We start from the raw sequence: 22,974 nt of genomic DNA on the forward strand, positions 1-22,974 counted from the left end.
CGGGGCCGCCGACCACCCTGCAGGCGCAGGGAGGACGCCTTACTTCTTGAAGGGCTCGTACCAGGCGGCAAGGCCGGTGGTGAGCGTTTCGCCGATGGCCTCGGGCGTGGTCTCGCCCGCGAACAGCTTCTGCATTTCACCCTGGATCAGCACCGAGCCGGAGGGCTCGCCATAGCGGAAATGCGCCAGCATCAGATAGGGAATGGAATGCTGGTTGAGCTCGGCCACTTCGGCCAGCAGCGGATTGTCAAAGGTAACGCCGGGCACGGTCGAGATATTGTTCAGCGTATTGGCGAAGGCCTGGCCGAACTCGGGGCTGGCCAGATAGTTCACGAACTTGATGGCCGCTTCCTTGTTGCTGCCGGCCGCGTTGACGCCATAGCCGCCGTCGAAATAGAGCGCGACGAGCTTTTCGTCCTCGGCCGTCTTGCCGGGTGCGGCGAACATGCCCAGCTCGATGTCGGGATTCTGGTTCTTGAAGTTGGCCAGCTCATAGGAGCCGCCCACGAACATGCCGGCCATGCCCGAGGAGAACAGCTGCTGGGCAGACGGATAGTCGAGGCCGATAAAGCCATCGGGGAAGTACTGGGCGGCGACTTCGGCCACAGCACCCAGGGCACTGGTGAAGCGTTCGTCGGTGAAGTCGGCCTTGCCGGCCATCAGGTCTTCATAAAAGCCCTTGGTCATCAGCGACGACCCCAGACCGAAGGTGACGGTCTCGTTCTGCCAGGCGGTGGCGGTGCCATTGGCAAAGGGGATGACGCCGGCATCCTTGAGCTTCTGCGCCAGGGCTTCCAGATCCGCCCAGCTCTGGGGTTCTTCCAGGCCATTGGCGTCAAAGATCGCCTTGTTGTAGATCACGAACTGGGTCTGGCTGGCGAAGGGCACGGCATAGACCTTGCCATCCGAGCGCATGGTCTCGGCAGCCAGGGCAGCCGGATTGAAACCGGACAGAGCCGGTACCGTCTCGGTGCTCAGCGGTTCGAGATAGCCGGCAGACGCCACGTTCTCGAGGCCGCCATAGGCACGCACCATGGCCAGATCGGGCCCGGTGCCGCCAGCCAGGGCGGTCGAGAGGATGGTGTTGTAATTGGTGGCCTCGAAGGTCTCGAACTTGACCGTGATGCCGGGATTGGCGGCCTCGAAGCTCTTGATGAAGCCTTCGTAGGCAGCCTTGTCTTCCTGGCGCCAGCTCCACATGGTGAGCTCCTGCGCCATGGTCGGAGCGGCCAGGAGCACGGCCCCCAGCGCCGCACCGATGCGGATAAGATTGGTCTTCATGGTGTTCCCTCTGCTTGCAAAATGTGTCGGCATGGACCTCATCCGGCGCCTCCCAGCACCAGCCGCCGGCCATCCTCGGCGGAAAAGAAATGCGTCGACGCCGGATCGACCTGGACGGTCACCGCTTCGTCGGGCGCAAAAAGGTCATTGGGCGTGGTGCGCGCCGACAGCAGCGTGCCATCGGCCAGACGCGCATACACAAAGGCATTGTCACCCAGATATTCGGTGTATTCGACCACCGCGCGCAGCCCCTCGGCATCGGCATCGCGCACCAGGCGCACGCTGTCGGGCCGCAGACCGAGCTTGAGTGCGGGCACCTGTGGCAGGGCCGACATCACGACCGACCCGCCATTGGCGATGCCCAACCGATTGCCGTCGCGCGTCACATCCACCAGCGTCATGCGCGGCGAACCGATGAAGCCGGCCACAAAGACATTGGCGGGAGTCTCATAGAGTTCGCGTGGCGAGCCGACCTGTTCGATGCGGCCGCTGTTCATCACCACGATCTTGTCGGCCAGCGTCATCGCCTCGACCTGGTCATGGGTGACATAGATCATCGTGCCGCCGATCTCGCGGTGCAGCTTGGCAATCTCGAGCCGCACTTCGGAGCGCAGCGCCGCGTCCAGATTGGACAGCGGCTCATCGAGCAGGAACACATCGGGCTTGCGCACCAGCGCCCGGCCGATGGCGACGCGCTGCCGCTGACCACCGGACAGTTCGCGCGGGCGCCGCTTGAGCAGGGCATCGAGCTTGAGCATCTGCGCGGCCTCGGCAATGCGCCGCTCGACCTCGGCCTTGTCCAGCCCCATCAGGCGGGCGCCAAAGGCCATGTTCTCATAGACATCCATGTGCGGATAAAGCGCGTAGGACTGGAACACCATGGCGATGCCACGGCGCGAGGGCGCGACATCGTTCATGCGAGTGCCATTGAGCACGAACTCGCCCTCGGTGATGGGGTCCAGCCCGGCGATCAGGCGCAGCAGCGTGGACTTTCCGCAGCCGGAAGGGCCGACAAAGACCACGAATTCGCGGTCACCGATCTCCAGATCGATGCCATGCAGGACCGCCGTGTCGCGGAACCGCTTCTTGATGCCGCGAAGCGATAGCTGAGCCAAAGTGCTCCCTCCGTCCCGCCTGCTCGACGCAGGCTCCCCTCGTCACGCCGCACCCGGCGCGCCTGTTGGAATACTAAATTCCTAAAATTTCTTGTGTCAAGAATATTGTATTACGTTCTGGGCGCAATGCAGAGCTGGATGAACAGCCGGAGCCTCTAGCGGGCCTTGAGCACCGTCACTGCGCTTTCGGACTTGTGGATGAAATCATGCGCGCTGCCCTGGCGACCGATCAGCAGGATGAACAGCATGTCCATCAGCATCAGCTGCGCGTCGCGCGAGGTGATGGCCGACGAGCGGACCCGTTCTTCATCGGCCACGGTGAACAGATGGATGTCGGCCAGCTCGATCAGGGGATTGGGCTGCAGCCCGGTCATCGAAATCACCGTGGCGCCCCGTTGCCGGGCAACCTCGGCAATGCGCAGCGTCTCAAGACTGCGGCCGGAGTGCGACAGCGCCAAGAGCACGTCCTGTTCGTTGAGCGCAGAGGCATTGGAAATCTGGATATGGCTGTCGCTGTCGATCAGCGCCATGCGGCCCAGCTTGAGCAGCTTGTACGAGAAGTCCTTGGCCACCAGCGAGGACGCACCCACGCCGGCCAGTTGGATCTTGCGGGCATCCACCAGTGCATCAAGCGCCCGATCGATGGTCTGCTCATTGTTGGCGGCCAGGGTCTCGCGCATCGAGAGCAGCTTGCTGCCGATCAGCTTCTGCAGAATGGTGACATAGCTGTCGCTGGCATCGATCGTGCCATGAATGACCCCGCCCGGCGCATGCCACTCCAGCGCCTTGGCCTTGTTGACGGCCAGCTTGAGCTGCTGATAGCCGGCATAGCCGAGTTTCTGGCTGAACTTGACCACGCTCGACTGGCTGCGTCCGGTGGCCTCGGCCAAGGCTGCAGACGACAGGGTGAGCATCTGCTCGGGATGGTCGATGATGAACTGGGCGATCTGCCGATCCGCCTGGGTCATCGACTCGAGCTTGGCACCGAGGACTTTGAGAATGGACATGCTGGCTTCCGTGACGTCGGCCCCGACCACAGGCCCCCAAGGGGAAGGACTATCGCCGACGCCGCTGCAATTGCAACCAAGTTCAACCCCGCGCCGGGCAGACGCAGCCGGCGGCCAGCCCACTGGGGCCCGACAGAATTAGGAATACAATATTCCGAGTTACGTTGACACCAGGAATATTCATTTCTAACATCGCCTCGGAATTTGAGCATAGGCACAATGGCAAAAACGACCCTGATGGCCGAGCTGGAACAGCTTGTGTCCGAAGCCCGCAACCCGCAGACCCTGCAGATCGACCTGATGTCGACCACGCAGATCCTCTCGGCCATGAACACCGAGGATGCCCGCGTTGCCGAAGCCGTGCGCAAGGTTCTGCCCGAGACGGCCAAGGCTGTCGACTGCATTGTCGACGCCTTCAAATCCGGCGGCCGGCTGATCTACATGGGCGCCGGCACCAGCGGGCGACTGGGCGTGCTCGATGCCTCCGAATGCCCACCCACCTTCGGCGTCCCCGAGGGCATGGTGATCGGACTGATCGCCGGCGGCGACCGCGCCCTGCGCCACCCCATCGAGGGCGCCGAGGATTCGCCCGAAGAGGGGCGGCAGGACTTGCGCAGGATCGAAGTGACCTCGCGCGACGTGGTCGTCGGCATCGCCGTCAGCGGCCGCACACCCTATGTCATCGGCGGGCTCGACTATGCCAAGAGCGTGGGCGCCGTCACGGTCGCCCTCTCCTGCAATGCCGACAGCGCCATAGCGCGGATGGCCGACATCGCCATCTCGCCGCTGGTCGGGCCCGAAGCGCTGACTGGTTCCACCCGCCTCAAATCGGGAACGGCACAGAAGCTGGTGCTCAACATGCTGACCACGGCCAGCATGATCCGCATCGGCAAATCCTATGAAAACCTGATGGTCGACCTGTCGGTGAGCAATGAAAAGCTCGCGGCCCGCGCCACCCGCATCCTGGTCGAGGCCACCGGCTGCACGCCCGAGGCGGCTGAAGGCTTCCTCGTGGCCAGCCGCAACAATGTCAAACTTGCCATTCTGATGGCCCTGACGGGCCTGGATGCCGAAGAGGGCATGCGGGCGCTCGAGCAGTCGGACGGCTTCCTGCGCCGCGCAGCCGCCAGCCACCAGCCCCGCGTCGCCGGCTGAACGGGCCCGACCGCCGGAGCACGCCACAGGCACACGGGCCATGACAACTCAGCTTGAAGCGGCCATCGAGCGCTTCCCCATCGCCGGACATTTCACCATTGCCCGCGGCAGCCGGACCGAGGCCGTGGTCGTGCGCGTCCGCCTCAGCCGTGACGGCCAGTCGGGCAGCGGGGAATGCGTGCCCTATCCCCGCTATGGCGAAACGCCCGAGGCCACCCTGGCGGCTATTGAGGCCCTTGCGCCTGACATTGCCGGCGGCCTGACCCGGCAACAGCTGCAGCAGCGCCTTCCGCCCGGCGCAGCGCGCAATGCGCTCGACTGCGCCTTCTGGGACCTTGAGGCGCGCCTGGCCGGAACCACCGTCGCGGCTCTTGCCGGGATCACCCTGCCAGCGCGCATCGAAACCGCCTTCACCATCAGCCTGGGCACGCCCGAGGCCATGGCCGCGGCAACCGCAAGGGCTGCCCATCTGCCGCTCCTCAAGATCAAGCTCGGGGCGCCGGGGGATGCGACGCGCCTGGCCGCCGTGCGCGCTGCCGCGCCGCAAACCCGTCTCATCGTCGATGCCAATGAAGGCTGGCTGGGCGAGGATCTCCCCCTGCTGCTGGAGGCCTGCCGAGAGGCCGGTGTCGAACTGGTGGAACAGCCCCTGCCCGCCCATGCCGATGCTGCACTTCAGGACCTCAAGAGCCCCGTCCCCATCTGCGCTGACGAAAGCGTCCATGCCCTGGCCGGGCTGGACGCCCTGGTGGGGCGCTATGCCGCCGTCAACATCAAGCTCGACAAGACCGGCGGGCTGACCGAGGCGCTGGCCGTGGCCAATCGGGCGCAGCAGCTCGGCCTCGACATCATGGTGGGCTGCATGGTCAGCACCTCGCTGTCCATGCTGCCCGCGCGCCTTTTGGCCGGCCATGCGCGCTGGATCGACCTCGACGGGCCATTGCTGCTGGCTGAGGATCGTCCGGGAGGCCTCGTCTATGCCGATGGCCTGATTGATCCCGCCGGCGCGCCGCTCTGGGGCGGCTGAGCCCTAGCGCGGATGGGTGACGTCGCGCGTGCGGCGCAGGGCATCCACCGTCTGCTCATAGCGCTGGCTGGCCACGCCCAGGAACAGGCAATCGACAATGGCCAGTTGTGCAATGCGGCTGACCATGGCGCCGGCGCGAAGCCGGCTTTCCCGCGCCCGGCTGACCAGACAGGCATCGGCGGCCACGGCCAGCGGCGAATCGGGCGCACCGGTGACCGCGACAGTCAGCGCCCCCGCCTGGCGGGCGATATCGAGAAAGCGGATGGTGTCGGCCGTGGTGCCCGAATGGGAAAAACCCAGCGCCACCGTCCCCGGCGGCGAGAGCAGTGCCGCTGTCCAGGCCTCGTGCGGATCGGCCAGAAGGAAGGCATTGCGGCCAATGCGGAACAGCTTGTGGTGCAGATCCTGCGCCACGAACTGGCTGGCGCCAATGCCGAACAGCAGGATGCGCTCGGCCTTGTCCAGCGCGGCAACCACCTGCTCAAGCACGCCATAGTCGAGCCCCGAGACGGTTTCATCGATGGCCAGGATTTCCAGCGATGCCACCTTGGAGGCCATTTCCTGCAATGTGTCGGACTGTGCAATCTCGGCGCCCAGCATCAGATCGCTGCCGAACTGCGCCGCCTCCTTGCCCAGTTCGGTCGCCAGCGCCATGCGCAGCTGCGCATAGCCCGACAGGCCCAGCGTGCGGCAGAAGCGCACAACCGAGGCCACCGAGGTGCCGCAGCTTTGGGCCAGTTCGGAAATGGTCTGCTCCAGCACGATGCGCGGCTGGTCGCGGATCACCTTGGCCACGCGCTGCATGGCCGGCGTGAACTTGTCCACCGAGGCTTCGATTGTTGATTGGATATTCAAGGCCATCTCCCCGCACCCTGCCCTGGACCCCGGCAGCGCGATTGCGGCGCGACCCTAGCTGAGCCGTCGCGCCAGGCCCATTGAAACAAAAGTTCAGAGACAACATCAATACTGAAAATTATTGACAGCCGGTTCCGGGACTTCATAGGCTCTGGTCAAGAGGTTGGTGCATGCGGGCGAGGGACCCGTGCCGAAGGCGGCGCACACAACGACCTTGGCCCGGTCCCCGCTGTGGGGCTGGTTGAACAGTGAGGGAACACCGATGATCCGCATTTCGCCCACAAAGATCCTGGCCGGGCTGGCCTTGGCCACAGCGCTGACGGCCGTCTCGACCGCCCTACCCGCCCAGGCCGCCAGCTTGCGCATGGCCTGGTCACAGGACGCCACCGGCCTTGATCCGCACAAGCAGACAGCCTTTTCGTCGCTGCGCCTGCTGGAGCTGATCTATGAGCCGCTGGTGCGCCTGGATGCCGAGCTCAACGTCGTGCCGGCCATCGCCACCAGCTGGGAATTCGCCCCCGACGCCAAGACGCTGACCTTTTCGCTCGACCCCAACGCCAAGTTCTCCAACGGCGCCCAGGTGACCTCGGCTGACGTCAAGGCGTCCTTCGAGCGCCTGCTGAACGAAGAAACCGCTGCGGCCGCACGCTCGAACTTCCTCTCCATCGAGAGCATCGACACCCCAGACGACGTGACGGTGACCTTCCACCTCACGACCGCCGACGTGCCGATCCTGGTGGCCATGGCCACCATCAACGCCGCCATCCTGCCCGCCTCGGAAATCGCAGCCGGCACCGTGGGCACCACCGCGCTGGGCTCGGGTCCGTTCAAGCTCGACAGTTGGGAACCCAATGCCAAGGAAGTGCTGAGCCCCAATGCTGACTGGGCCGGCGGCACGGTCGGCGTGGACGGCATCACCATCTCGGTGCTGCCCGACGAAACCGCGATCCTCGCCTCGCTGCGCGCCGGCCAGACCGATTTCGCTTTGCTCAATGACCCGCTGGTGGCCACGCTGGTGCCCATGGAGTCCAATCTGGTGCTCAACCGGGTCGGCCAGCTCTCCTACAACGTGCTGCAGCTCAACCCCTCGCGTCCGCCCATGAACAATCTCAAGGTCCGCCAGGCCATGAGCTGCGCCATTGACCGCCAGGCCATCATCGATGCGGCGCTTGCCGGCGAAGGCAAGGTGACGGGTCCGCTGACCATGCCGGCCTTCGCCCAGGATCCCTCGAGCCTGTTCTGCTACACCCAGGATCTGGACAAGGCCAAGGCGCTGATGGCCGAGGCCGGCGTTGACGGCTTCACCGCCAAGGTGATCGCCGCCACCGGCGAGCCGCCCGTTGCCGCTTCCGAAGCCCAGGTGCTGCAGTCGCAACTGGCCGAGATCGGCATCAAGCTCGACATCGAGATGATGGAACTCAACGTCTATGTCGACACCTGGCTGGCCGGCAATTTCGACATGGCCGTGGCCCAGAATGGCGGCCGTCCCGATCCCTACCCGATGTACAACCGCTACTTCACCAAGGAGGGCAATCTGGTGAAGGTCTCCAACTTCACCGATGACGAGCTCGACAGCCTGATGAAGCAGGGCCAGGCCGAGACCGATCCGGCCAAGCGCGTGGAGATCTTCCACAGCTTCGAAAGCCGCCTGGCCGAGCTCTCGCCCTGGCTGTGGCTCTCGACCGGCTACAACTACACCGCCCAGCTCAAGACCGTCTCCGGCTTTGAGCCCTCGCCCACCGGCACGCTGTTCGGCCTGACCAAGGTCACCGTGGAATAATCCAAACCTGGACCGGCCCTCGGGCCGGTCCACCCAACAGGTCGATGTCATGAGTTATGTGGTTCAGCGCCTGCTGACCTTTCCGCTGATCCTGCTCGGGGTGTCCATCCTGGTCTTCGTTTCGATCCGGCTGGTGCCGGGCGATGCGATCACGGCCATGCTGGGCACCGAGGCGGGCCTTTTGACCCCGGCGCAGCGCGCCTCCCTCGCCAGCTATTTCGGCATCGATCAACCCATCTGGTCGCAATATCTGCGCTGGCTCTCGGGCCTGGTCCAGGGCGATTTGGGCATCTCCTCGATCTATGGCAAGCCCGTGCTGACGGTGATCCTAGAGCGTTTTCCGCTGACGCTGCAGCTTTCGCTGATGGCCATGGTGATCGCGCTGGGCATCGGCGTGCCGCTGGGCGTGTTGGCCGCCTCGCGCAATGAACGGCCCAGCGACCTGATCGTGCGGGTGCTGGCCATGCTCGGCCAGTCGACGCCCAGCTTTGTCGTGGGCGTGCTCATCATCTATGTGCTCTCGGTCTGGTTCGGCTTCGTGCCGGCCATGGGCACCTTTACGCCGCTGCTGACCGACCCGCTGGCCAGCATTGGCCAATTGATCTTTCCCGCCATCACCCTAGGCTTTGCCTTTGCCGCCTCGGTGACGCGCATTGCCCGCTCCTCCATGCTTGATGTGCTCAGCGACGATTATGTGCGCACCGCCCGCGCCAAGGGCGTCACCCCGCGCAGTGTCATCTGGCGCCACGCCCTGCCCAATGCATTGATCCCGGTGGTGACGCTGTCGGGCGTCGAATTCGGCTATCTGCTGGGGGGCGCGGTGATCGTCGAGCAGATCTTTGCCCTGCCCGGGCTGGGGCGCCTGGTGCTCGACGCCATTACCCAGCGCGACTATGCGCTGGTGCAGGGTACGGTGCTGTTCATCGCCTTCAACTTCCTCGTGGTGAACCTGCTGGTCGATCTCGCCTATGTGGCGCTCGACCCGCGCATCCGGATCGGGGGGCGCTGATGGCAAAGATGCTCGCCGCCCTGTTCCGCCATCCGTCCGGCCGCATTGGCCTGGTCATCATCGGGCTCTACCTGCTGGCCGCCATCCTGGCCACGCTGGGCCTGACGCCGCATGATCCGCTCAAGCTTTTTGCCATCGACCGGCTCAAGCCCCCCAGCGCCACCTATTGGTTCGGCACCGATCTCTTGGGCCGCGACGCCTTCAGCCGCCTGATGCTGGGTATTCGCCAGTCGATGTTTATCGCCTTTGCCTCGGTGGCCATCGCCACCATTGCCGGCACCATCATCGGCCTGCTCGCGGCCTGGTGGGGCGGCCTCTGGGACGGGCTGTTCATGCGCATCATGGATGTGCTGCTGGCCTTCCCGGCGATCCTGCTGGCCCTGCTGATCATTGCCGTGGTCGGCCCCGGCGCCATGACCAGCATTGCCGCCATTGCCATTGTCTATACGCCCATCTTTGCCCGCGTGGTGCGCGGCCCGGCGCTGTCGCTCAAGCAGCGCGAATTCGTCGATGCCGCGCGCACCTTTGGCAGTTCCCAGACCTATGTGCTGACCCATCACCTGCTGCTGAACCTGGTCGCGCCCCTGGCCGTGCAGGTGACGCTGGCGCTGGCCTGGGCACTGCTGACCGAGGCCGGGCTGAGCTTTTTGGGCCTCGGCACCCAGCCGCCGACGCCCTCGCTCGGGTTGATGCTGGCCGAGAGCCGCAACCTGATGCAGCACGCGCCCTGGCTGATGATCTTCCCGGCGCTGACCATCATGCTGGGCATTTTGGGCTTCAATCTCACTGGTGATGCCTTGCGCGATATTCTCGACCCCAGGACGCAGGGGCGCCAGCCATGACCAAACTCCTCTCCGTGCGCGACCTGCATGTCGGCTTTGGCCGCGACCCAAAAGCCAATGAAGTGGTCAAGGGCGTGAGCTTTGACCTCGAACAGGGCCAGACCCTTGGCATCGTCGGGGAATCGGGTTCCGGCAAATCCGTCACCGCCCTCTGCATCAATCGCCTGGTCGATTTCGGTGGTGGCCGCATCACTGCGGGCAGCATCAATCTGGCCCGCGCCGACGGCAGCGTGCTCGACGTGGCCCAGGCCGATGAAAAGACGCTGCTGGGCGTGCGCGGCCGCGACGTGGCCATGATCTTTCAGGAGCCCATGACCTCGCTCAATCCGGTGCACACCATCGGGGCACAGATCGCCGAGGCCTATCGGCTGTCGCAGGGGCTGACCGGCGCTGCGGCAGACCGGGCAAGCCTGGATGTGCTGGAGCGCGTGCGCATCGCCGATGCCAAGTCCCGCCTCGGCTATTACCCGCACCAGCTCTCGGGCGGCATGCGCCAGCGCGTGATGATCGCCATGGCCCTGGCCGCCAGCCCGCGCCTGCTGATCGCCGACGAACCGACCACGGCCCTGGACGTAACCGTGCAGGCCCAGATCATGGCGCTGCTGGCCGAACTGCGGGCCGAAACCGGCATGTCGATGATCTTTATCACTCATGACATCGGCCTGGTCGCCGGCATCGCCGACAACATCATGGTGATGCAGAATGGCCTGGCGGTGGAGCAGAACACCACCGGCGCCGTGCTCGACCATCCCCAGCATGACTATACCCGCCACCTGCTGCGCGCCGTGCCGCATTTCACCGCCGGCGCGGCCGTGCGCAGTGACGGCTCCCGCGCCAACACCGCCGAGCCCATCGTCAGGGTCGACGACCTGGCCGTGCGCTTCCCCATAGGCAAGGCCTGGTTTGCGCCGCGCGGCGCCATCCATGCCGTCGATGGCGTGAGCTTTGACCTGATGCCGGGCGAGACGCTGGCCATTGTTGGCGAAAGCGGCTGCGGCAAGTCAACCACGGCGCGCGCCCTGCTTGGCCTCAACCAGCGCCATCGCGGCACCATCACCGCGGGCGCCGGAAACAGCAGCCACCCGGTGCAGATGGTGTTCCAGGACCCCTTCGCCTCGCTCAATCCGCGCCTGACGGTGGAGGCCCTGCTGGCCGAACCGGCCATTGCCAATGGCCGCAAGCGCGATGCCGCGCTGCGCGAGCGCATGATCTTCCTGCTCGGGCGCGTCGGCCTCCCCGAGGAGAGCCTCACCCGCTATCCGCACCAGTTCTCCGGCGGCCAGCGCCAGCGCCTGTGCATTGCCCGGGCGCTGATGCTGAACCCCGATGTGGTGGTGCTCGACGAGGCCGTGTCCGCCCTTGACGTCTCGGTTCAGGCCAAGGTGCTCGAACTGCTGGTGGATTTGCAGCGCGAGTTCGGCCTCGCCTATCTCTTCATCTCCCATGACATGGCGGTGGTGGAGCGCATTGCCCACCGCATTGCCGTGATGTTTGCCGGGCAGATCGTGGAAATGGGCGAAGCCCGCGCCGTGCTGTCGGCGCCGCAGCACAGCTATACCAAGCGCCTGATCGCCGCCGTACCGGCCATCGAGCGGCGACGTCAGCACTTTGCCGTCGACATGACGCAAGTGCCCTCGCTGGTGCGGCCACCGGGCTATGAGCCACCACCGGCGCGCTGGCAGCAGATTGGCGGCGATCATCTTGTGCGCGAGGAGACCGCCCATGAGCAGAATTGAGCAGCAGCTTGACCGCGCCTTTGCCCCGCTGGCCGCGGCGATCACTGCGGGCCGCATTCCCGGCGGCGTGCTCGGCGTCATCGACAGCACCGGCCAGCGCGCCATCCGCGCCATCGGCCAGGCGCAGACGGTGCCGATGAGCCGGCCGATGGAGACCAATACCTGGTTTGACCTGGCCTCGCTCACCAAGGTGCTGTTCACCACCGAGCGCGTGCTGGCCCTGGCCGAGGCGGGGCGCATCGACCTCGATGCATCGCTGACCAGCGTGCTGCCGGACTTCCGCCACTACAATCTCGACAATTGGGAACGCAAGGTCACCTTCCGCCAGTGCCTGGGGCATCAGACGCCCTTTCCCGCTGTTTTCCCGCTCTATACCTATGGCCGCGACCCCGACCTGTTGCGCACCTTCCTGCTGCAGCATGAGTTCGCGGCTGGGCCTTCGGTCTATTCGGACATCAACTTCATCCTGCTCGGCCTGGCGCTGGAGCGCATCGCGGGACACTGGATCCGCCAGATGGACCCCGGCCCCGGCTTTGCCTGGTCGGCTGATCCTGACCAGTCCGCGGCCACCGAGGATTGCTACTGGCGCCATCGCGTGCTGGTGGGGGAAGTGCATGACGACAATTGCTCGGCGCTCGACGGCGCGGGGCATGCGGGCCTGTTCGGTACCGTTACGAGCCTGCTCGACTTTGCCGCCACGAAGCTGGCCAACGCCGGCGCCGATGCGCTGATCCGCACGCCGCTGTCGGCCCGCCGCACGCACGGCTGGGAGCGCCCCTATGAGGGCTGGTCGGGCGGCGAGCACTGTTCGCCCCAGACCATCGGCCACACCGGCTTCACCGGCACGGGCCTGTGGATCGACTTCGAGCGCGGCCAAGCCTGGACGCTGTTGACCAATCGCGTGCATCCCACGCGCCATTTCGACAGCGGCATCATCGCCCTGCGCCGCGCTGTCGGCGACGCCATCAACGCCAATTAGGGAGAGCAGCATGGAGCCCATCTGGTCCATCGGATTGATGACCGGCACGGTCCTCGACGGCAATATCGATGTGGCGCTGCTGCGCACCGATGGCGAGCGCATCGAGCGCTTCGGCGCCTATACGCTGGCGCCCTATCCGCAGGACATTCGCGACCTGCTCGAGGAGACCCTGGCGCAGGCGCGCGTGTGGAACTTTGAAGGTCCCGAGCCCGCAATCTTTGCCGCGGCTGAAGCGGCGCTGACCACAGCCCAGTCCGCGGCCGTGCTGGACCTGGTCAGCCAGGCCGGGCTCACCCCGGCGGACATTGGCATCATCGGCTTTCACGGCCAGTCCGTGCTGCATCGCGCGCCGCAGCCGGGCCGTATCGGCGCCACCCGCCAGCTCGGGGACGGCGCCCTGATGCACAGGCTCACCGGCATCAGGACCGCCTACGATTTCCGCTCGGCCGATGTGCGGGCCGGCGGCCAGGGCGCGCCCCTGGCCGCGCTCTATCACCAGGCCCTGCTGCGCATGATCGGCGCCACCGACGGCAAGACCGCCGTGCTCAACCTGGGCGGCGTCGCCAATGTGACCTGGTGGGACGGCAAGGATAGCCTGATTGCCTTTGACACCGGCCCGGCCAATGCGCCGATCAATGATTTCATCAAGGCGCATGGACTGGGCGAGATGGACCGCGACGGCACGCTGGCGCTGCGCGGCACGGTGGATGAGGCACGCCTGGCGCGCCTGCTGACCCATCCCTATCTCAGCGCGCCCTTCCCCAAATCGCTCGACCGCTTCGACTTCCTCGCCAGCATGGCCGATGGGCTGGACGTCGAGACCGGCGCAGCCACGCTGACCGCCTTCACCACCGGCGCTGTGGGCAAAGCGCTTGACCTGCTGCCGCAGCGGCCCGAGCGGCTGATTGTCTGTGGCGGTGGCCGGCACAACCCGGCGATCATGGCCATGCTGGGCGCGCGCGCTGGGATCGAGGCGGTGCCGGCCGAAGCCGTGGGCTGGCGCGGCGACGCCATTGAAGCGGAGTGCTTTGCCTTCCTCGCCGTGCGGGTGCTGCGCGGCCTGCCGATCAGCTTCCCCACCACCACCGGCGCGCCTCATCCGCTGACCGGTGGACAATTGGCGGCCTGAGCCATGGACGAATTGTCCGTTGCGGTCACCGAAACGCCAGACGCCGCTGCGCTCGATACCATTGGCAGCCAGTTGGCGCGCTTCAACGAGGCCGATGTCGGCCCTGCCGAGCGGCGGCCGCTGGCCGTGGTGGTGACCGATGGCGCCGGAACGCTGGTTGCCGGCATCTCGGGCTACACCGCCTGGGGCTGGCTCTATGTGCAATGGCTCTGGGTGGACGAGGCCCAGCGCGGCCGGCGCCTCGCCGGGCGGATGCTGGCCGCCGCCGAGGCCGAAGCGCGCGCCCGCGGCTGTCACCACGCCTATATCGACACCTTCAACCCCAAGGCGCTGACGGCCTATCAACGGGCCGGCTATGTGGTGTTTGGCGAGCTGCCCGACTTTCCCCTCGGCCGGACCCGCAGCTTCCTGAGCAAATCGCTCTAGCGTCTCGCGGTCCACATGGCGGACCGGGCGTCAAACAGGGTTTCGCTGCGACTCCCGATTTGCTATCGAAAAGCCGTGGTCTCGTAGCTCAGTTGGATAGAGCACAGGATTCCTAATCCTGGGGTCGTGGGTTCGAATCCCGCCGAGATCACCACCTCCCTGATGCAGAGACGGGCCCCGCAGGGCCCGCCAATAGGTCACAACTGCGGCGCTTCGATCAGGCGCCGTGAATGGCCGCTTCCACGTCACCCACCGCATGGCCGGTCAGATCCTTGGCGATCTCGGCCAGCAGCTTTGCGGACAGCGCCTTGTGGTAATGCTTGCGCATCTCGCCCAGCGCGCGCGGCGCTGCAATGATGACCAGGCCGTCGATCCGGCCCTCAAGCGCCTCCTTGTTGAGGAAGCCAACAATACCGGCCGAAAAGCCGTCTTCGCTGGCCTGGCTGGGATCGGGATTGCCCGAACTGGTCTGGCGCGAGCCGCTGGCATGGGCATCATCCGCATGCGCGTGCTCAAGCGGCGCCAGCTTGAGCCCCGCTTCATCGCCCGCATTGCGGAACAGGTTCAGCTTCTCGCCGTCGGCGACAGCAACAATCGTGCCCTTGGGTAGCATCATCAGTCGTCTCCGCGGTTGGTGAGAAAATCGGCAGCCGGCGCGGGATCGGTCCCGCGCCGCAAAAATCAGGCTGCACTCCAGCCCTTATCGACCGGAAGCACGGCGCCATTAAGGTAGCGCGCGGCATCGGAGGCCAGAAACAGCACGGCCTGGGCAATATCGATGGGCTCGAGCATGCCCGGGTTGCTGGCGTGATAGGGCCCCAGCCGCGCCAGCGCCGCCTGGTCGAGCGCACTGGCGTCGACGCTGTCCATGATATTGGTGCTGACCCCGCCCACGGCCAGCGCGTTGCAGCGCAAACCGGCCTTGGCATATTGATAGGCCGTGCTTTTGGTGAGGCCGATCAGCGCGTGTTTGGAGGCGGTATAGGCTGCCCCCGCCGCGCCGCCGCCAATGGCCGCCACCGAGGCGATATTGACGATCGAGCCATGGCCCTGGGCCAGCATCAGCGGCACCGCCCGGCGCATGGCATACATCGGCCCGTCGACATTGACGGACATGCAACGCCGCCAGGTGGCATCGTCCACCTCGGCGACCGAGGCAAACAGATCCATCACGCCGGCATTGTTGACCAGGATGTCGATGCGCCCGAATTCGGCAATCGCCCGGTCGATCATGGCGACGCAGTCGGCCTCTTCGGCCACATTGCCCGTCATGCCGACGATGGCGCCACCGATGTCGCGCACAGCCGCCGAAATGGCTGGCTCGTGCCAGTCGACGGCGACGACCTTGGCCCCCTCGGCAACAAAAAGCCGGGCGATCGCCAGGCCAATGCCCGAGCCCGCCCCCGTCACAACCGCTACCTTGTCCTTGATCTGCATGACTGCCTCCGCATGGTGCAGAGCCAGACTAGGCCGGGCGGCGTTGATCCACCTTGATGCAGGTCAAGTTCGCATGGACCAAGAAAAAAAGCGGCGCGCCCAAAGGCGCGCCGCAGCATTGGATCAGCGCGCGGCCCAGTTGAGCCCGCGGCGCAGGATGGTGGCCATCTCCGGCACGGCGAATTCGGACGAGACATGGCCCAGCGCCGAATAGAACACCCGGCCGGCGCCATGCTTGCGCTTCCACACCACCGGCATGGTGACGCCATCGATCCAGCTGGCGTGCTCGCCGGTGAAGGTCGTGGTCGCCAGCACCTCGTTGGAGGGGTCGACATGCATGTAATATTGCTCGGAATGATAGGGGAAGCTGGACACCCCAGCCATCACCGGATCATCGGGACGGGTGATGTCGACGCGATAGTCGATGATGTTGCCCGGATGGGACACCCACTGGCCACCCACCATGAACTGGTAGTCCACCGCATCGCGGAAGGCATCGCCCATGCCGCCATGGAAACCGCCCAGGCCAACGCCGCCCTCGACTGCCGCCGTCAGATTGGCGACTTCTTCCTTTTCGATCTTGCTCATGGTGAAGATCGGCACGATCAGGCTCAAGTCCTTGATCGCCGGATCGGCAAAGGCCTCGGTGGTGTCCTCCAGATAGACCTTGAAGCCGTCCTCTTCCAGCCAGCCCTTGATGATGCGGGCGCATTGCTCCGGCTCGTGGCCGCTCCAGCCGCCCCAGACAATCAGTGCTTCACGCATGGCAATTCTCCTCAAAATATGCCCGTCCGGCGCAAATGCCGGACAGTGTGCTTGCTATTGTGCGGCCCGGCGTGCCGGACCGGTCGTGCCCCAGGGCGAACCATAGAGCTCGCCCAGCGCCACAGCTGCAGCGCCCCGGGCCCAGGTCTTGTCGTCGGCCTCGTCGATGACGATTTCGGCCAGTTGCGCCAGGGGCGCCGGAATGGCATTGGCGAAGGCCTGGCGCAGCGGCGCCAGCAGGTGCTCGCCCAGTGCCAGGGTCGAGCCAACCACAATCACCCGGTGTGGCGCAAACAGCGCCACCAGATTGGCCATGGCGATGCCCAGCGCCGCCCCGGCGCGGGCTGCCGCCGTGCGCAGCGCCTCATCGCCCGCCTCAATGGCGCGGCGCACCTGCACCATGCCCTGGCCCAGTTGCATGGCTTCCGCCATGCCCGGGTCATCATGGCTGCCGTTGACGATGGCCCGCTCGCTGGCGAGATCGGCGAGCTTGATGGCGTTGTCGCCACCGGCGCCCATGATCATGTCGCCCAGCGTCAGGCTGAGCCCCCGCGCGCCCCGGAACAGCTGCCCGCCGTGCATCACGCCCAGGCCCAGCGTCTCTTCGATGGCGACCAGCACGAAGTCATCGAGATCGCGCGCCTGCCCGAACCAGTGCTCGGCCATGGTGATGGCATTGGCATCGCTCTCCACGATCGTGGCGATGCCCAGCCGGCTGGCGATGGCGGCATGCAGCGACACATCGGCGTCGCGCAGGACCCCGCTCGACAGCACCTTGCCGGTACCGTGCTCGATAATGCCCGGCAGCGACAGAGCAATGGTGTTGATCTGATTGAGCCCCAGTCCGGCGTCGCGCACGCAGCGGCGCACGCCGTCTTCCACCAGATCGACAATGACCTCGGTGGGGAGGCGATCGACGCGCACCGGCAGCGTCAGATTGGCCAGCACATCGCCCTGGAAATTGGTGGCCACAAAGACGATGCGATTGGCGGCGAGCTTGGCCCCAACCACCCAGGCCGCTTCGGGATTGAGCGCCAGCATGACACGTGGCCGCCCGCGCAGCGTCTGGCTGCGGATATCGCCCTCGTGCTGGACGGTGATCAGCCCATCATCGAGCAAAGACGCCGTGATCGCCGAAACCGTGGTCGCCGACAGATCCGTGCGCTCGCCAATCTCCACCCGGGCGATGGCGCCATGGCGACGGATGGTATCGAGCACAAGAAAGCGGTTGATCGCCCGCATCAGTTCGGGGTCGGCGGTCTTCATGACGGCGGGGGCTCGCTGGGCGGGACCCGATTTAAATCGGGATACAAATTAACTGGCGCAGTTGTAAAGCGAGGCCGCCGGGCAAGGCAAGGACAATTCGTGCCAGCGTTAAGGCATCTGCAGCCCGCACCCTTTAGCATGCGCCACCATGATTTGGCCTTGCTGCGCCCCTAACCGGCAGGCTCACCTTCGCATCAGGATTGCTCCATGACCGTTTCGCGCCTCTTCCAGCCGGCCATTCTGCCCATCGCTGCCCTTGTTGCTGGGCTTACGCTCGCCGCTTGCTCCATGGGCGGCCCCAGCACGGGCGGCGCGCTCGCGCCGGCCCTGTCGGCCCGCATGGACCAGCCCGGCGCCCGGCTCGACGCCGACCAGGCCATCGGCATGATCAATGCGTTCCGCGCCACCCGTGGCGTGCCGCCCCTGACCCATGATGCAGGCCTGGACGGCACGGCCCAGGCTCTGGCCAATGAATATGCCAGCACCGGCACCCCGCCCAAGACGCCGCAGGAACTGGCCGGCATGAAGCTGAGCGCGGGCTATGCCACGTTTGCCGAGACCTTCTCGGGCTGGCGCAACAACCCCGCTGACGCGGCGGGCCTGACCACCAATGCCACCCGCGCCGGCATTGCTGCCACGTTCAGTGCCAGCTCCACCTATGGCACGCATTGGGTGCTGGTCCTTGACCGCTGAAACCATTGATGCACGCGGGCTGAAATGCCCGCTGCCTGTCTTGCGCATGGAAAAGCGCCTGGCGGCCCTGCCGCCGGGCCGCATGCTGACCGTGTTGGCCACCGACCCCATGGCCCGCATCGATATTCCGCTCTATTGCCGCCAGCATGGACATGACTGCACGCACACCGTCGAAAACGACGTGCTGCGCTTCGACATCGTCAAGGGCTAGGCGCCCTTACCCAGGAAGCAATGTCCAGCTAGTCTGCCATTTTCCAATGGGAGGATTTCAGCATGGCCAAGCTGGTCTTTGGGATGAACATGTCGCTCGATGGCTATGTGGACCACGACAAGTTCGGGCCCGACGCGACCCTGTTTCGGCACTTCATCGAGCAGACCAAGACCCTGTCGGGCAGCCTCTATGGCCGCGGGCTCTATGAACTGATGGCCTATTGGGATGGAGATGACTGGAGCCAGGATTCCAACGCCATGGACGACCTCCGCGCGTTTGCCCTGGCCTGGCGCGCCGTGCCGAAATGGGTGGTGTCGAACACGCTGACTACGCTGGGCCCCAACGCGTCATTCCTGCGCGGCGATCTGGCGACCGCGGTGCGTGACCTCAAGGGCAGGACCGATGGCGTGATCGAGGTGGGCGGCACCAAGCTGGCGCGGAGCCTTGCCGAACTCGGCCTGATCGATGAGTACCAGCTCTATGTGCACCCGGTGGTGCTGGGCAGCGGCACGCCATTCTTCGCCGGCTTTCGCCCAAAGCTCCGTCTCGTCAGCCACGAGCGCATTGGCGACAGCTATCTGCGGCTGGTCTACGCACCGGCCTAGCTAGAGATTGGCTGGCCGTGGTCGCGGAAAAGGCACGGTCGGGTCACCCACCACCGGCGTAATGCCCGGTCGCAGGTCGCCGCCCAGGGACGCTGCCGCGACCGGCGCAGCGAACTGCGGCACATGCGGCGGACGCGGGCGCGGCAGGCTGACCCCGGTGGCCAGACGGCCAAGATCGGTCGCCACATAGCTGCGCGGCGCCACCACGTCATTGAGATAGCTCGGCTGGCCTTTCATACCCATGGGGAAGGCGGCCTGCTGCGCCTCGACATAGGCCTTGGCCCCCTTGCCGCAGATCAGCGGCGTCATGTCGACGGGAGGCACGCCAGGATTGTCGGCCAGGGTCAGCACGGTCTGCCCGGTGGGCCGGGCGGAGCCGGACAAGCCCTTGAGCACAAGCTCGGCCGTGCGTTCGTTGCGCTCGCGCGCAGACGAGCCCCCCAGAACCACTGCCAGCAGCCGCCGGCCATTGCGCTCGACCGTCACCACCATGTTCAGGCCCGAGGCGCAGACATAGCCGGTCTTCATGCCCGTGGTGCCGGCAAAGCTGGTCAGCAGCTCATTGTTTGATTCCAGCTTTGCCTTGCCCAGCTGCACGACTTCCGTGCCGAACATGGGCATGTATTCCGGAAAGCTCTGCTGGATATAGAGCGCCAGCACCGCCAGGTCGCGGGCGGACGTGTATTGCCCGGGATCGTGCAGCCCGTTGGGATTGGTGAAACGGGTGGCATTCAGGCCCATGCGGGCGGCCACGTCGTTCATCTTGGCAACAAAGCCCGCCTCATCCCCACCGATGGTCTCGGCAATGGCCATCGCCACGTCATTGGCCGATTTGACCAGCATGACATAGAGCGCATCCTTGAGCGTGAGCGCGCTGCCCACCGGCAGGCCCGACTTGGATGGCGCCTGGTTCACCGCCTTCTTGGACAGGATCACCGGGGTATCGAGCGTCACCGTGCCCTTGGCGATCTCCTCAAAGGCGACATAGGCCGTCATCATCTTGGTCAAGGATGCCGGATGCCAGGGCTGCCCGGCATCTTCGGCATGCAGAACCGCCAGATTGTCCATATCCACCAGCAGCATCGGGTTGGCGGCAACCCGCCCCAGGGCCAGGCAACTGAGAGCGAGGACGAGCACGAGGCGGCGGACAAACGACAAGGGGCGGCTCCGGCAGGACTGCAGGGTGATCGGGAAACAGCGCCCTCATACCAGCGCCGGGGCCCCGGCTCAAGGAAAGCCGGACCGGCTGACAGGCTTTTGAACCCATCACGGAAACGCGATCCCTTCCGCATCGTAATGATTTTTTGCCGCATTGTGGTGCATGGTGAACGAAATCTCTCCGGGACCTGATTTGCTCAAGACAACCCTCGCTCACCTCGCCACGCTGGCCATGCTGTCGTCTGTGTCGGCCGCGGCATCAGCATGCCAGGACCTGACCATGGCCCAGGGTGGCCAGGTGGTGCAGGTGACCGATGGCGACACCATTGTGCTCAATGATGGCCGCATCATCCGCATGATCGGCACCCAGGCGCCCAAGCTCGCGCTGGGCCGCGAGGATTTCGACACCTGGCCGCAGGCGGAGCAGTCCAAACAGGCGCTCGCCGATCTGGTGCTGGGCAAGGATGTGCAGCTGGGCTTCGGTGGCGAACGGGAGGACCGGCACGGCCGTGTCCTCGCCCATGTGATGGTGCAGACCCCCGATGGCACGCTTTGGGCCCAGCAGGCCATGGTCGCCGCCGGCCTGGCCCGGGTCTATTCCTTTCCAGACAATCGGAAATGTCTCGATTTGTTGTTCGCGGCCGAAGGCCGCGCCCGCGTGTCCGGACTTGGCATCTGGAGCGATCCCTATTACAGCGTTCGCTTGGCGGACCAGCCTGCGGCCCTGTTGGCGCGGGTGGGACATTATGAGCTTGTCGAAGGGCGCATCTTGAAAGCCGAGAACCGTGGCGGGCGGGTCTATTTCAATTTCGGCCGGTCCTGGAAGCAGGATTTCACCGCCGTCATGGAGGCGCCTGCGCTTCGGCTGTTTGTCGCAGACGGGCGCGACCCGCTGGTGCTCGAAGGCGCCCTGGTGCGCATAAGAGGATGGGTGGATGACCGGGATGGTCCACGCATCGAGATCACCCATCCCGAACAGATCGAGGTTCTGGCAACGCGATGACGGTCCAGAAGTACATTGCCAAGAATTTTGTCCGCGGCCTGCGCAGCGGTGGCCTGGCCGTTTCGCTGCTGGCCCTGTCGGCCTGCACGACACTGACCAGTTCCAACATTGCCGTCAGCACCACCGGCGACAAGCCGGCCCCGCTGGTGGTTACCCAGGGCACCGACGACGCCTCCATCGGCAGCCGCGAGCATCCGCGCATCATTGCGGCCTATGGTGGCGTCTATTCCGATCGCCCCGCCGAGATCATGGTGGCCCGGATCGTTGGCCGGCTGCTGGCTGCGGCCGACCAACCCAATGCCCAGTTCCAGGTGACCATTCTGGACACCTCCGAGGTCAACGCCTTCGCCCTGCCGGGCGGCTACATCTATGTGACGCGCGGCATCCTGGCCCTGGCCAGCGACACCAGCGAACTGGCCGCCGTGCTGGCGCACGAGATCGCCCACGTCACGCTGCGCCATGCCCGCGCGCGCACGGACCGCACCCGCACCACCGAAATCGTGGACCGCGTCATCACCGGCGTGTTCGGCGGCGACACCTCGACCGATGCCACCGCCAACCGCACCCGCCAGTCCATGGCCTCGTTTGGCCAGCAGCAGGAGCTCGAGGCCGACCGCGAGGGCATCAAATATGCTGGCAAGGCGGGATATGATCCGCAGGCCGCGGCCCGCTTCCTCAGCGTCATGAGCCGCTTTGCCACCTTCTCCGCCGGCTCGGGCAGCAATCAGGAAGGGTTCCTGTCCTCCCATCCCTCGACACCGGCGCGCATCCAGAAGGCCATCGAGACCGCCCGCACCATGTTCGGCCAGAATACGGCCGGCGAAGTGGATCGCGACGGCTACCTGGCGTCCATCGCGGGCCTGACCTTCGGCGACAGCCCCTCGCAGGGCTCCATCATTGGCCGCCGCTTCATCAATCCGGGCGCCAAGTTCACCTTCACCGTGCCGCAGGGCTATACATTGCAGAGCGCCCAGAGCGCCGTGGTGGGCGTGGCCGGGGACGGCGAGGCCGTGCGCTTTGACAGCGCCGACGTCCAGGCCAATGTGAGCCTGACCGATTATCTCAAATCCGGCTGGATCGCCGGCCTCAAGGCGGACAGCGTCACCAGCCGGACGGTCAACGGCATGGAAATGGCCAGCGGCCTGGCCCAGACCGACCAGTGGTTCTTCCGCGTTGCGGTGATGCGGCTCAATGGCCAGGTCTATCGCTTCATCTTTGCCGCCAAGTCCGACAGCCAGCGTTTTGCCCAGGGCGCGGCCGCCACGATCGAGAGCTTCCGCCCCACCACGTCTGCCGACATGGCAGCGATCCGCAAGGTGGCCGTGACAGTCGTCACCGCCCGGCCGGGCGACACAGCCGATTCCCTGGCCAAGCGCATGGCCTCGCTCAGCCGCGGCACCGAATTGTTCTACATCATCAACGACCTCTACCCCGGCGACCCCGTGGTGCCAGGGGAGAAATACAAGATCGTCGCCCTGCAATAGGCCGGCGCTTC

Annotated in this window: 23 protein-coding genes and 1 tRNA gene; 15 read left to right on the top strand and 9 right to left on the bottom strand. The window is 65.6% G+C overall.

The window, feature by feature from the left end:
* Positions 1-39 precede the first annotated feature (39 nt).
* The 3 genes from K1177_RS13045 to K1177_RS13055 form a co-directional block, all read right to left on the bottom strand.
* Positions 40-1,281 (bottom strand): extracellular solute-binding protein, encoded by a 1,242-nt coding sequence (locus tag K1177_RS13045; RefSeq protein WP_224703805.1) that lies wholly within the window; start codon positions 1,279-1,281, stop codon positions 40-42.
* A gap of 38 nt (positions 1,282-1,319) precedes the next feature.
* A complete protein-coding gene (locus K1177_RS13050) occupies positions 1,320-2,396 on the bottom strand; it encodes an ABC transporter ATP-binding protein (protein WP_224703806.1) in 1,077 nt (358 codons plus the stop codon).
* A 155-nt stretch (positions 2,397-2,551) separates the two neighbouring features.
* Complete coding sequence (locus K1177_RS13055) at positions 2,552-3,403, bottom strand: MurR/RpiR family transcriptional regulator (protein ID WP_224703807.1); 852 nt, start codon at positions 3,401-3,403, stop codon at positions 2,552-2,554.
* Between the two features lie 219 nt (positions 3,404-3,622).
* Between K1177_RS13055 and murQ the strand changes: the two genes are divergently transcribed.
* Both murQ and dgcA read left to right on the top strand, forming a co-directional pair.
* The gene (murQ, locus tag K1177_RS13060) at positions 3,623-4,558 is read left to right on the top strand and encodes an N-acetylmuramic acid 6-phosphate etherase (RefSeq protein ID WP_224703808.1); all 936 of its coding nucleotides are present in this window, start codon (positions 3,623-3,625) and stop codon (positions 4,556-4,558) included.
* A gap of 40 nt (positions 4,559-4,598) precedes the next feature.
* Complete coding sequence (gene dgcA, locus K1177_RS13065; protein WP_224703809.1) at positions 4,599-5,585, top strand: N-acetyl-D-Glu racemase DgcA; 987 nt, start codon at positions 4,599-4,601, stop codon at positions 5,583-5,585.
* Positions 5,586-5,588: 3 nt separating this feature from the next.
* Here the strand turns inward: dgcA and K1177_RS13070 are convergent, their stop codons facing one another.
* Positions 5,589-6,440 carry a MurR/RpiR family transcriptional regulator gene (locus tag K1177_RS13070; protein ID WP_224703810.1) on the bottom strand — a complete coding sequence of 284 codons (852 nt, stop codon included), beginning with the start codon at positions 6,438-6,440 and terminating at the stop codon, positions 5,589-5,591.
* Between the two features lie 262 nt (positions 6,441-6,702).
* Between K1177_RS13070 and K1177_RS13075 the strand changes: the two genes are divergently transcribed.
* The 8 genes from K1177_RS13075 (at position 6,703) to K1177_RS13110 (ending at position 14,495) form a co-directional block, all read left to right on the top strand.
* A complete protein-coding gene (locus K1177_RS13075; protein ID WP_224703811.1) occupies positions 6,703-8,220 on the top strand; it encodes an ABC transporter substrate-binding protein in 1,518 nt (505 codons plus the stop codon).
* Positions 8,221-8,269: 49 nt separating this feature from the next.
* Complete coding sequence (locus tag K1177_RS13080; RefSeq protein WP_224703812.1) at positions 8,270-9,229, top strand: ABC transporter permease; 960 nt, start codon at positions 8,270-8,272, stop codon at positions 9,227-9,229.
* A complete protein-coding gene (locus tag K1177_RS13085) occupies positions 9,229-10,071 on the top strand; it encodes an ABC transporter permease (protein WP_224703813.1) in 843 nt (280 codons plus the stop codon). The genes K1177_RS13080 and K1177_RS13085 overlap by 1 nt, the downstream gene beginning before the upstream one ends.
* A complete protein-coding gene (locus K1177_RS13090; RefSeq protein WP_224703814.1) occupies positions 10,068-11,807 on the top strand; it encodes an ABC transporter ATP-binding protein in 1,740 nt (579 codons plus the stop codon). The genes K1177_RS13085 and K1177_RS13090 overlap by 4 nt, the downstream gene beginning before the upstream one ends.
* Positions 11,794-12,786 carry a serine hydrolase domain-containing protein gene (locus K1177_RS13095; protein ID WP_224703815.1) on the top strand — a complete coding sequence of 331 codons (993 nt, stop codon included), beginning with the start codon at positions 11,794-11,796 and terminating at the stop codon, positions 12,784-12,786. Before K1177_RS13090 ends, K1177_RS13095 begins: the two co-directional genes overlap by 14 nt.
* Before the next feature lie 10 nt (positions 12,787-12,796).
* Positions 12,797-13,915, top strand: a complete 1,119-nt coding sequence (locus K1177_RS13100) for an anhydro-N-acetylmuramic acid kinase (protein ID WP_224703816.1) — start codon at positions 12,797-12,799, stop codon at positions 13,913-13,915.
* Positions 13,916-13,918: 3 nt separating this feature from the next.
* On the top strand, positions 13,919-14,341 hold the full coding sequence (locus tag K1177_RS13105; RefSeq protein ID WP_224703817.1) for a GNAT family N-acetyltransferase: 423 nt from the start codon (positions 13,919-13,921) through the stop codon (positions 14,339-14,341).
* A gap of 77 nt (positions 14,342-14,418) precedes the next feature.
* A tRNA-Arg gene (locus K1177_RS13110) sits at positions 14,419-14,495 on the top strand.
* A 63-nt stretch (positions 14,496-14,558) separates the two neighbouring features.
* Here K1177_RS13110 and K1177_RS13115 read toward each other — a convergent pair.
* From K1177_RS13115 to K1177_RS13130, 4 genes are all read right to left on the bottom strand, one after another.
* A complete protein-coding gene (locus K1177_RS13115; protein WP_224703818.1) occupies positions 14,559-14,957 on the bottom strand; it encodes a host attachment family protein in 399 nt (132 codons plus the stop codon).
* 65 nt (positions 14,958-15,022) lie between these two features.
* Entirely contained in the window at positions 15,023-15,778 is a 756-nt protein-coding gene (locus tag K1177_RS13120; protein WP_224703819.1) for an SDR family oxidoreductase, read from the bottom strand.
* Between the two features lie 123 nt (positions 15,779-15,901).
* Positions 15,902-16,543 (bottom strand): ThuA domain-containing protein, encoded by a 642-nt coding sequence (locus tag K1177_RS13125; RefSeq protein WP_224703820.1) that lies wholly within the window; start codon positions 16,541-16,543, stop codon positions 15,902-15,904.
* A 54-nt stretch (positions 16,544-16,597) separates the two neighbouring features.
* Positions 16,598-17,809, bottom strand: coding sequence for an ROK family transcriptional regulator (locus K1177_RS13130; RefSeq protein ID WP_224703821.1), 1,212 nt, complete (start codon positions 17,807-17,809; stop codon positions 16,598-16,600).
* Between the two features lie 207 nt (positions 17,810-18,016).
* Between K1177_RS13130 and K1177_RS13135 the strand changes: the two genes are divergently transcribed.
* The 3 genes from K1177_RS13135 (at position 18,017) to K1177_RS13145 (ending at position 19,318) form a co-directional block, all read left to right on the top strand.
* Complete coding sequence (locus K1177_RS13135) at positions 18,017-18,502, top strand: CAP domain-containing protein (RefSeq protein ID WP_224703822.1); 486 nt, start codon at positions 18,017-18,019, stop codon at positions 18,500-18,502.
* Positions 18,492-18,713 carry a sulfurtransferase TusA family protein gene (locus K1177_RS13140; RefSeq protein ID WP_396120217.1) on the top strand — a complete coding sequence of 74 codons (222 nt, stop codon included), beginning with the start codon at positions 18,492-18,494 and terminating at the stop codon, positions 18,711-18,713. The genes K1177_RS13135 and K1177_RS13140 overlap by 11 nt, the downstream gene beginning before the upstream one ends.
* 62 nt (positions 18,714-18,775) lie before the next feature.
* Positions 18,776-19,318 (top strand): dihydrofolate reductase family protein, encoded by a 543-nt coding sequence (locus K1177_RS13145; RefSeq protein WP_224703824.1) that lies wholly within the window; start codon positions 18,776-18,778, stop codon positions 19,316-19,318.
* Here K1177_RS13145 and K1177_RS13150 read toward each other — a convergent pair whose 3' ends face one another.
* Positions 19,319-20,476, bottom strand: a complete 1,158-nt coding sequence (locus K1177_RS13150; RefSeq protein WP_224703825.1) for a D-alanyl-D-alanine carboxypeptidase family protein — start codon at positions 20,474-20,476, stop codon at positions 19,319-19,321.
* Between the two features lie 193 nt (positions 20,477-20,669).
* Here K1177_RS13150 and K1177_RS13155 point away from each other — a divergent pair, with 193 nt between their 5' ends.
* Positions 20,670-21,479: a thermonuclease family protein gene (locus K1177_RS13155; protein ID WP_224703826.1), complete on the top strand. Its 810-nt coding sequence runs from the start codon at positions 20,670-20,672 to the stop codon at positions 21,477-21,479.
* Positions 21,476-22,963 (top strand): M48 family metalloprotease, encoded by a 1,488-nt coding sequence (locus K1177_RS13160; protein WP_224703827.1) that lies wholly within the window; start codon positions 21,476-21,478, stop codon positions 22,961-22,963. Before K1177_RS13155 ends, K1177_RS13160 begins: the two co-directional genes overlap by 4 nt.
* The last annotated feature ends 11 nt before the right edge of the window (positions 22,964-22,974 follow it).

Origin of the sequence: Devosia aquimaris (assembly GCF_020169335.1) — a bacterium.
Taxonomy (GTDB): domain Bacteria; phylum Pseudomonadota; class Alphaproteobacteria; order Rhizobiales; family Devosiaceae; genus Devosia; species Devosia aquimaris.

Excerpts from the sequence above, each read along its gene's own strand:
- K1177_RS13090 (WP_224703814.1), top strand. The coding sequence starts at position 10,068 with ATGACCAAACTCCTCTCCGTGCGCGACCTGCATGTCGGCTTTGGCCGC.
- K1177_RS13085 (WP_224703813.1), top strand. The coding sequence starts at position 9,229 with ATGGCAAAGATGCTCGCCGCCCTGTTCCGCCATCCGTCCGGCCGCATT.
- K1177_RS13125 (WP_224703820.1), bottom strand. The coding sequence starts at position 16,543 with ATGCGTGAAGCACTGATTGTCTGGGGCGGCTGGAGCGGCCACGAGCCG.
- K1177_RS13130 (WP_224703821.1), bottom strand. The coding sequence starts at position 17,809 with ATGAAGACCGCCGACCCCGAACTGATGCGGGCGATCAACCGCTTTCTT.
- K1177_RS13055 (WP_224703807.1), bottom strand. The coding sequence starts at position 3,403 with ATGTCCATTCTCAAAGTCCTCGGTGCCAAGCTCGAGTCGATGACCCAG.
- murQ (WP_224703808.1), top strand. The coding sequence starts at position 3,623 with ATGGCAAAAACGACCCTGATGGCCGAGCTGGAACAGCTTGTGTCCGAA.
- K1177_RS13100 (WP_224703816.1), top strand. The coding sequence starts at position 12,797 with ATGGAGCCCATCTGGTCCATCGGATTGATGACCGGCACGGTCCTCGAC.
- K1177_RS13045 (WP_224703805.1), bottom strand. The coding sequence starts at position 1,281 with ATGAAGACCAATCTTATCCGCATCGGTGCGGCGCTGGGGGCCGTGCTC.
- K1177_RS13135 (WP_224703822.1), top strand. The coding sequence starts at position 18,017 with ATGACCGTTTCGCGCCTCTTCCAGCCGGCCATTCTGCCCATCGCTGCC.
- K1177_RS13145 (WP_224703824.1), top strand. The coding sequence starts at position 18,776 with ATGGCCAAGCTGGTCTTTGGGATGAACATGTCGCTCGATGGCTATGTG.
- K1177_RS13160 (WP_224703827.1), top strand. The coding sequence starts at position 21,476 with ATGACGGTCCAGAAGTACATTGCCAAGAATTTTGTCCGCGGCCTGCGC.
- K1177_RS13095 (WP_224703815.1), top strand. The coding sequence starts at position 11,794 with ATGAGCAGAATTGAGCAGCAGCTTGACCGCGCCTTTGCCCCGCTGGCC.
- K1177_RS13120 (WP_224703819.1), bottom strand. The coding sequence starts at position 15,778 with ATGCAGATCAAGGACAAGGTAGCGGTTGTGACGGGGGCGGGCTCGGGC.
- dgcA (WP_224703809.1), top strand. The coding sequence starts at position 4,599 with ATGACAACTCAGCTTGAAGCGGCCATCGAGCGCTTCCCCATCGCCGGA.
- K1177_RS13080 (WP_224703812.1), top strand. The coding sequence starts at position 8,270 with ATGAGTTATGTGGTTCAGCGCCTGCTGACCTTTCCGCTGATCCTGCTC.
- K1177_RS13115 (WP_224703818.1), bottom strand. The coding sequence starts at position 14,957 with ATGATGCTACCCAAGGGCACGATTGTTGCTGTCGCCGACGGCGAGAAG.
- K1177_RS13075 (WP_224703811.1), top strand. The coding sequence starts at position 6,703 with ATGATCCGCATTTCGCCCACAAAGATCCTGGCCGGGCTGGCCTTGGCC.
- K1177_RS13105 (WP_224703817.1), top strand. The coding sequence starts at position 13,919 with ATGGACGAATTGTCCGTTGCGGTCACCGAAACGCCAGACGCCGCTGCG.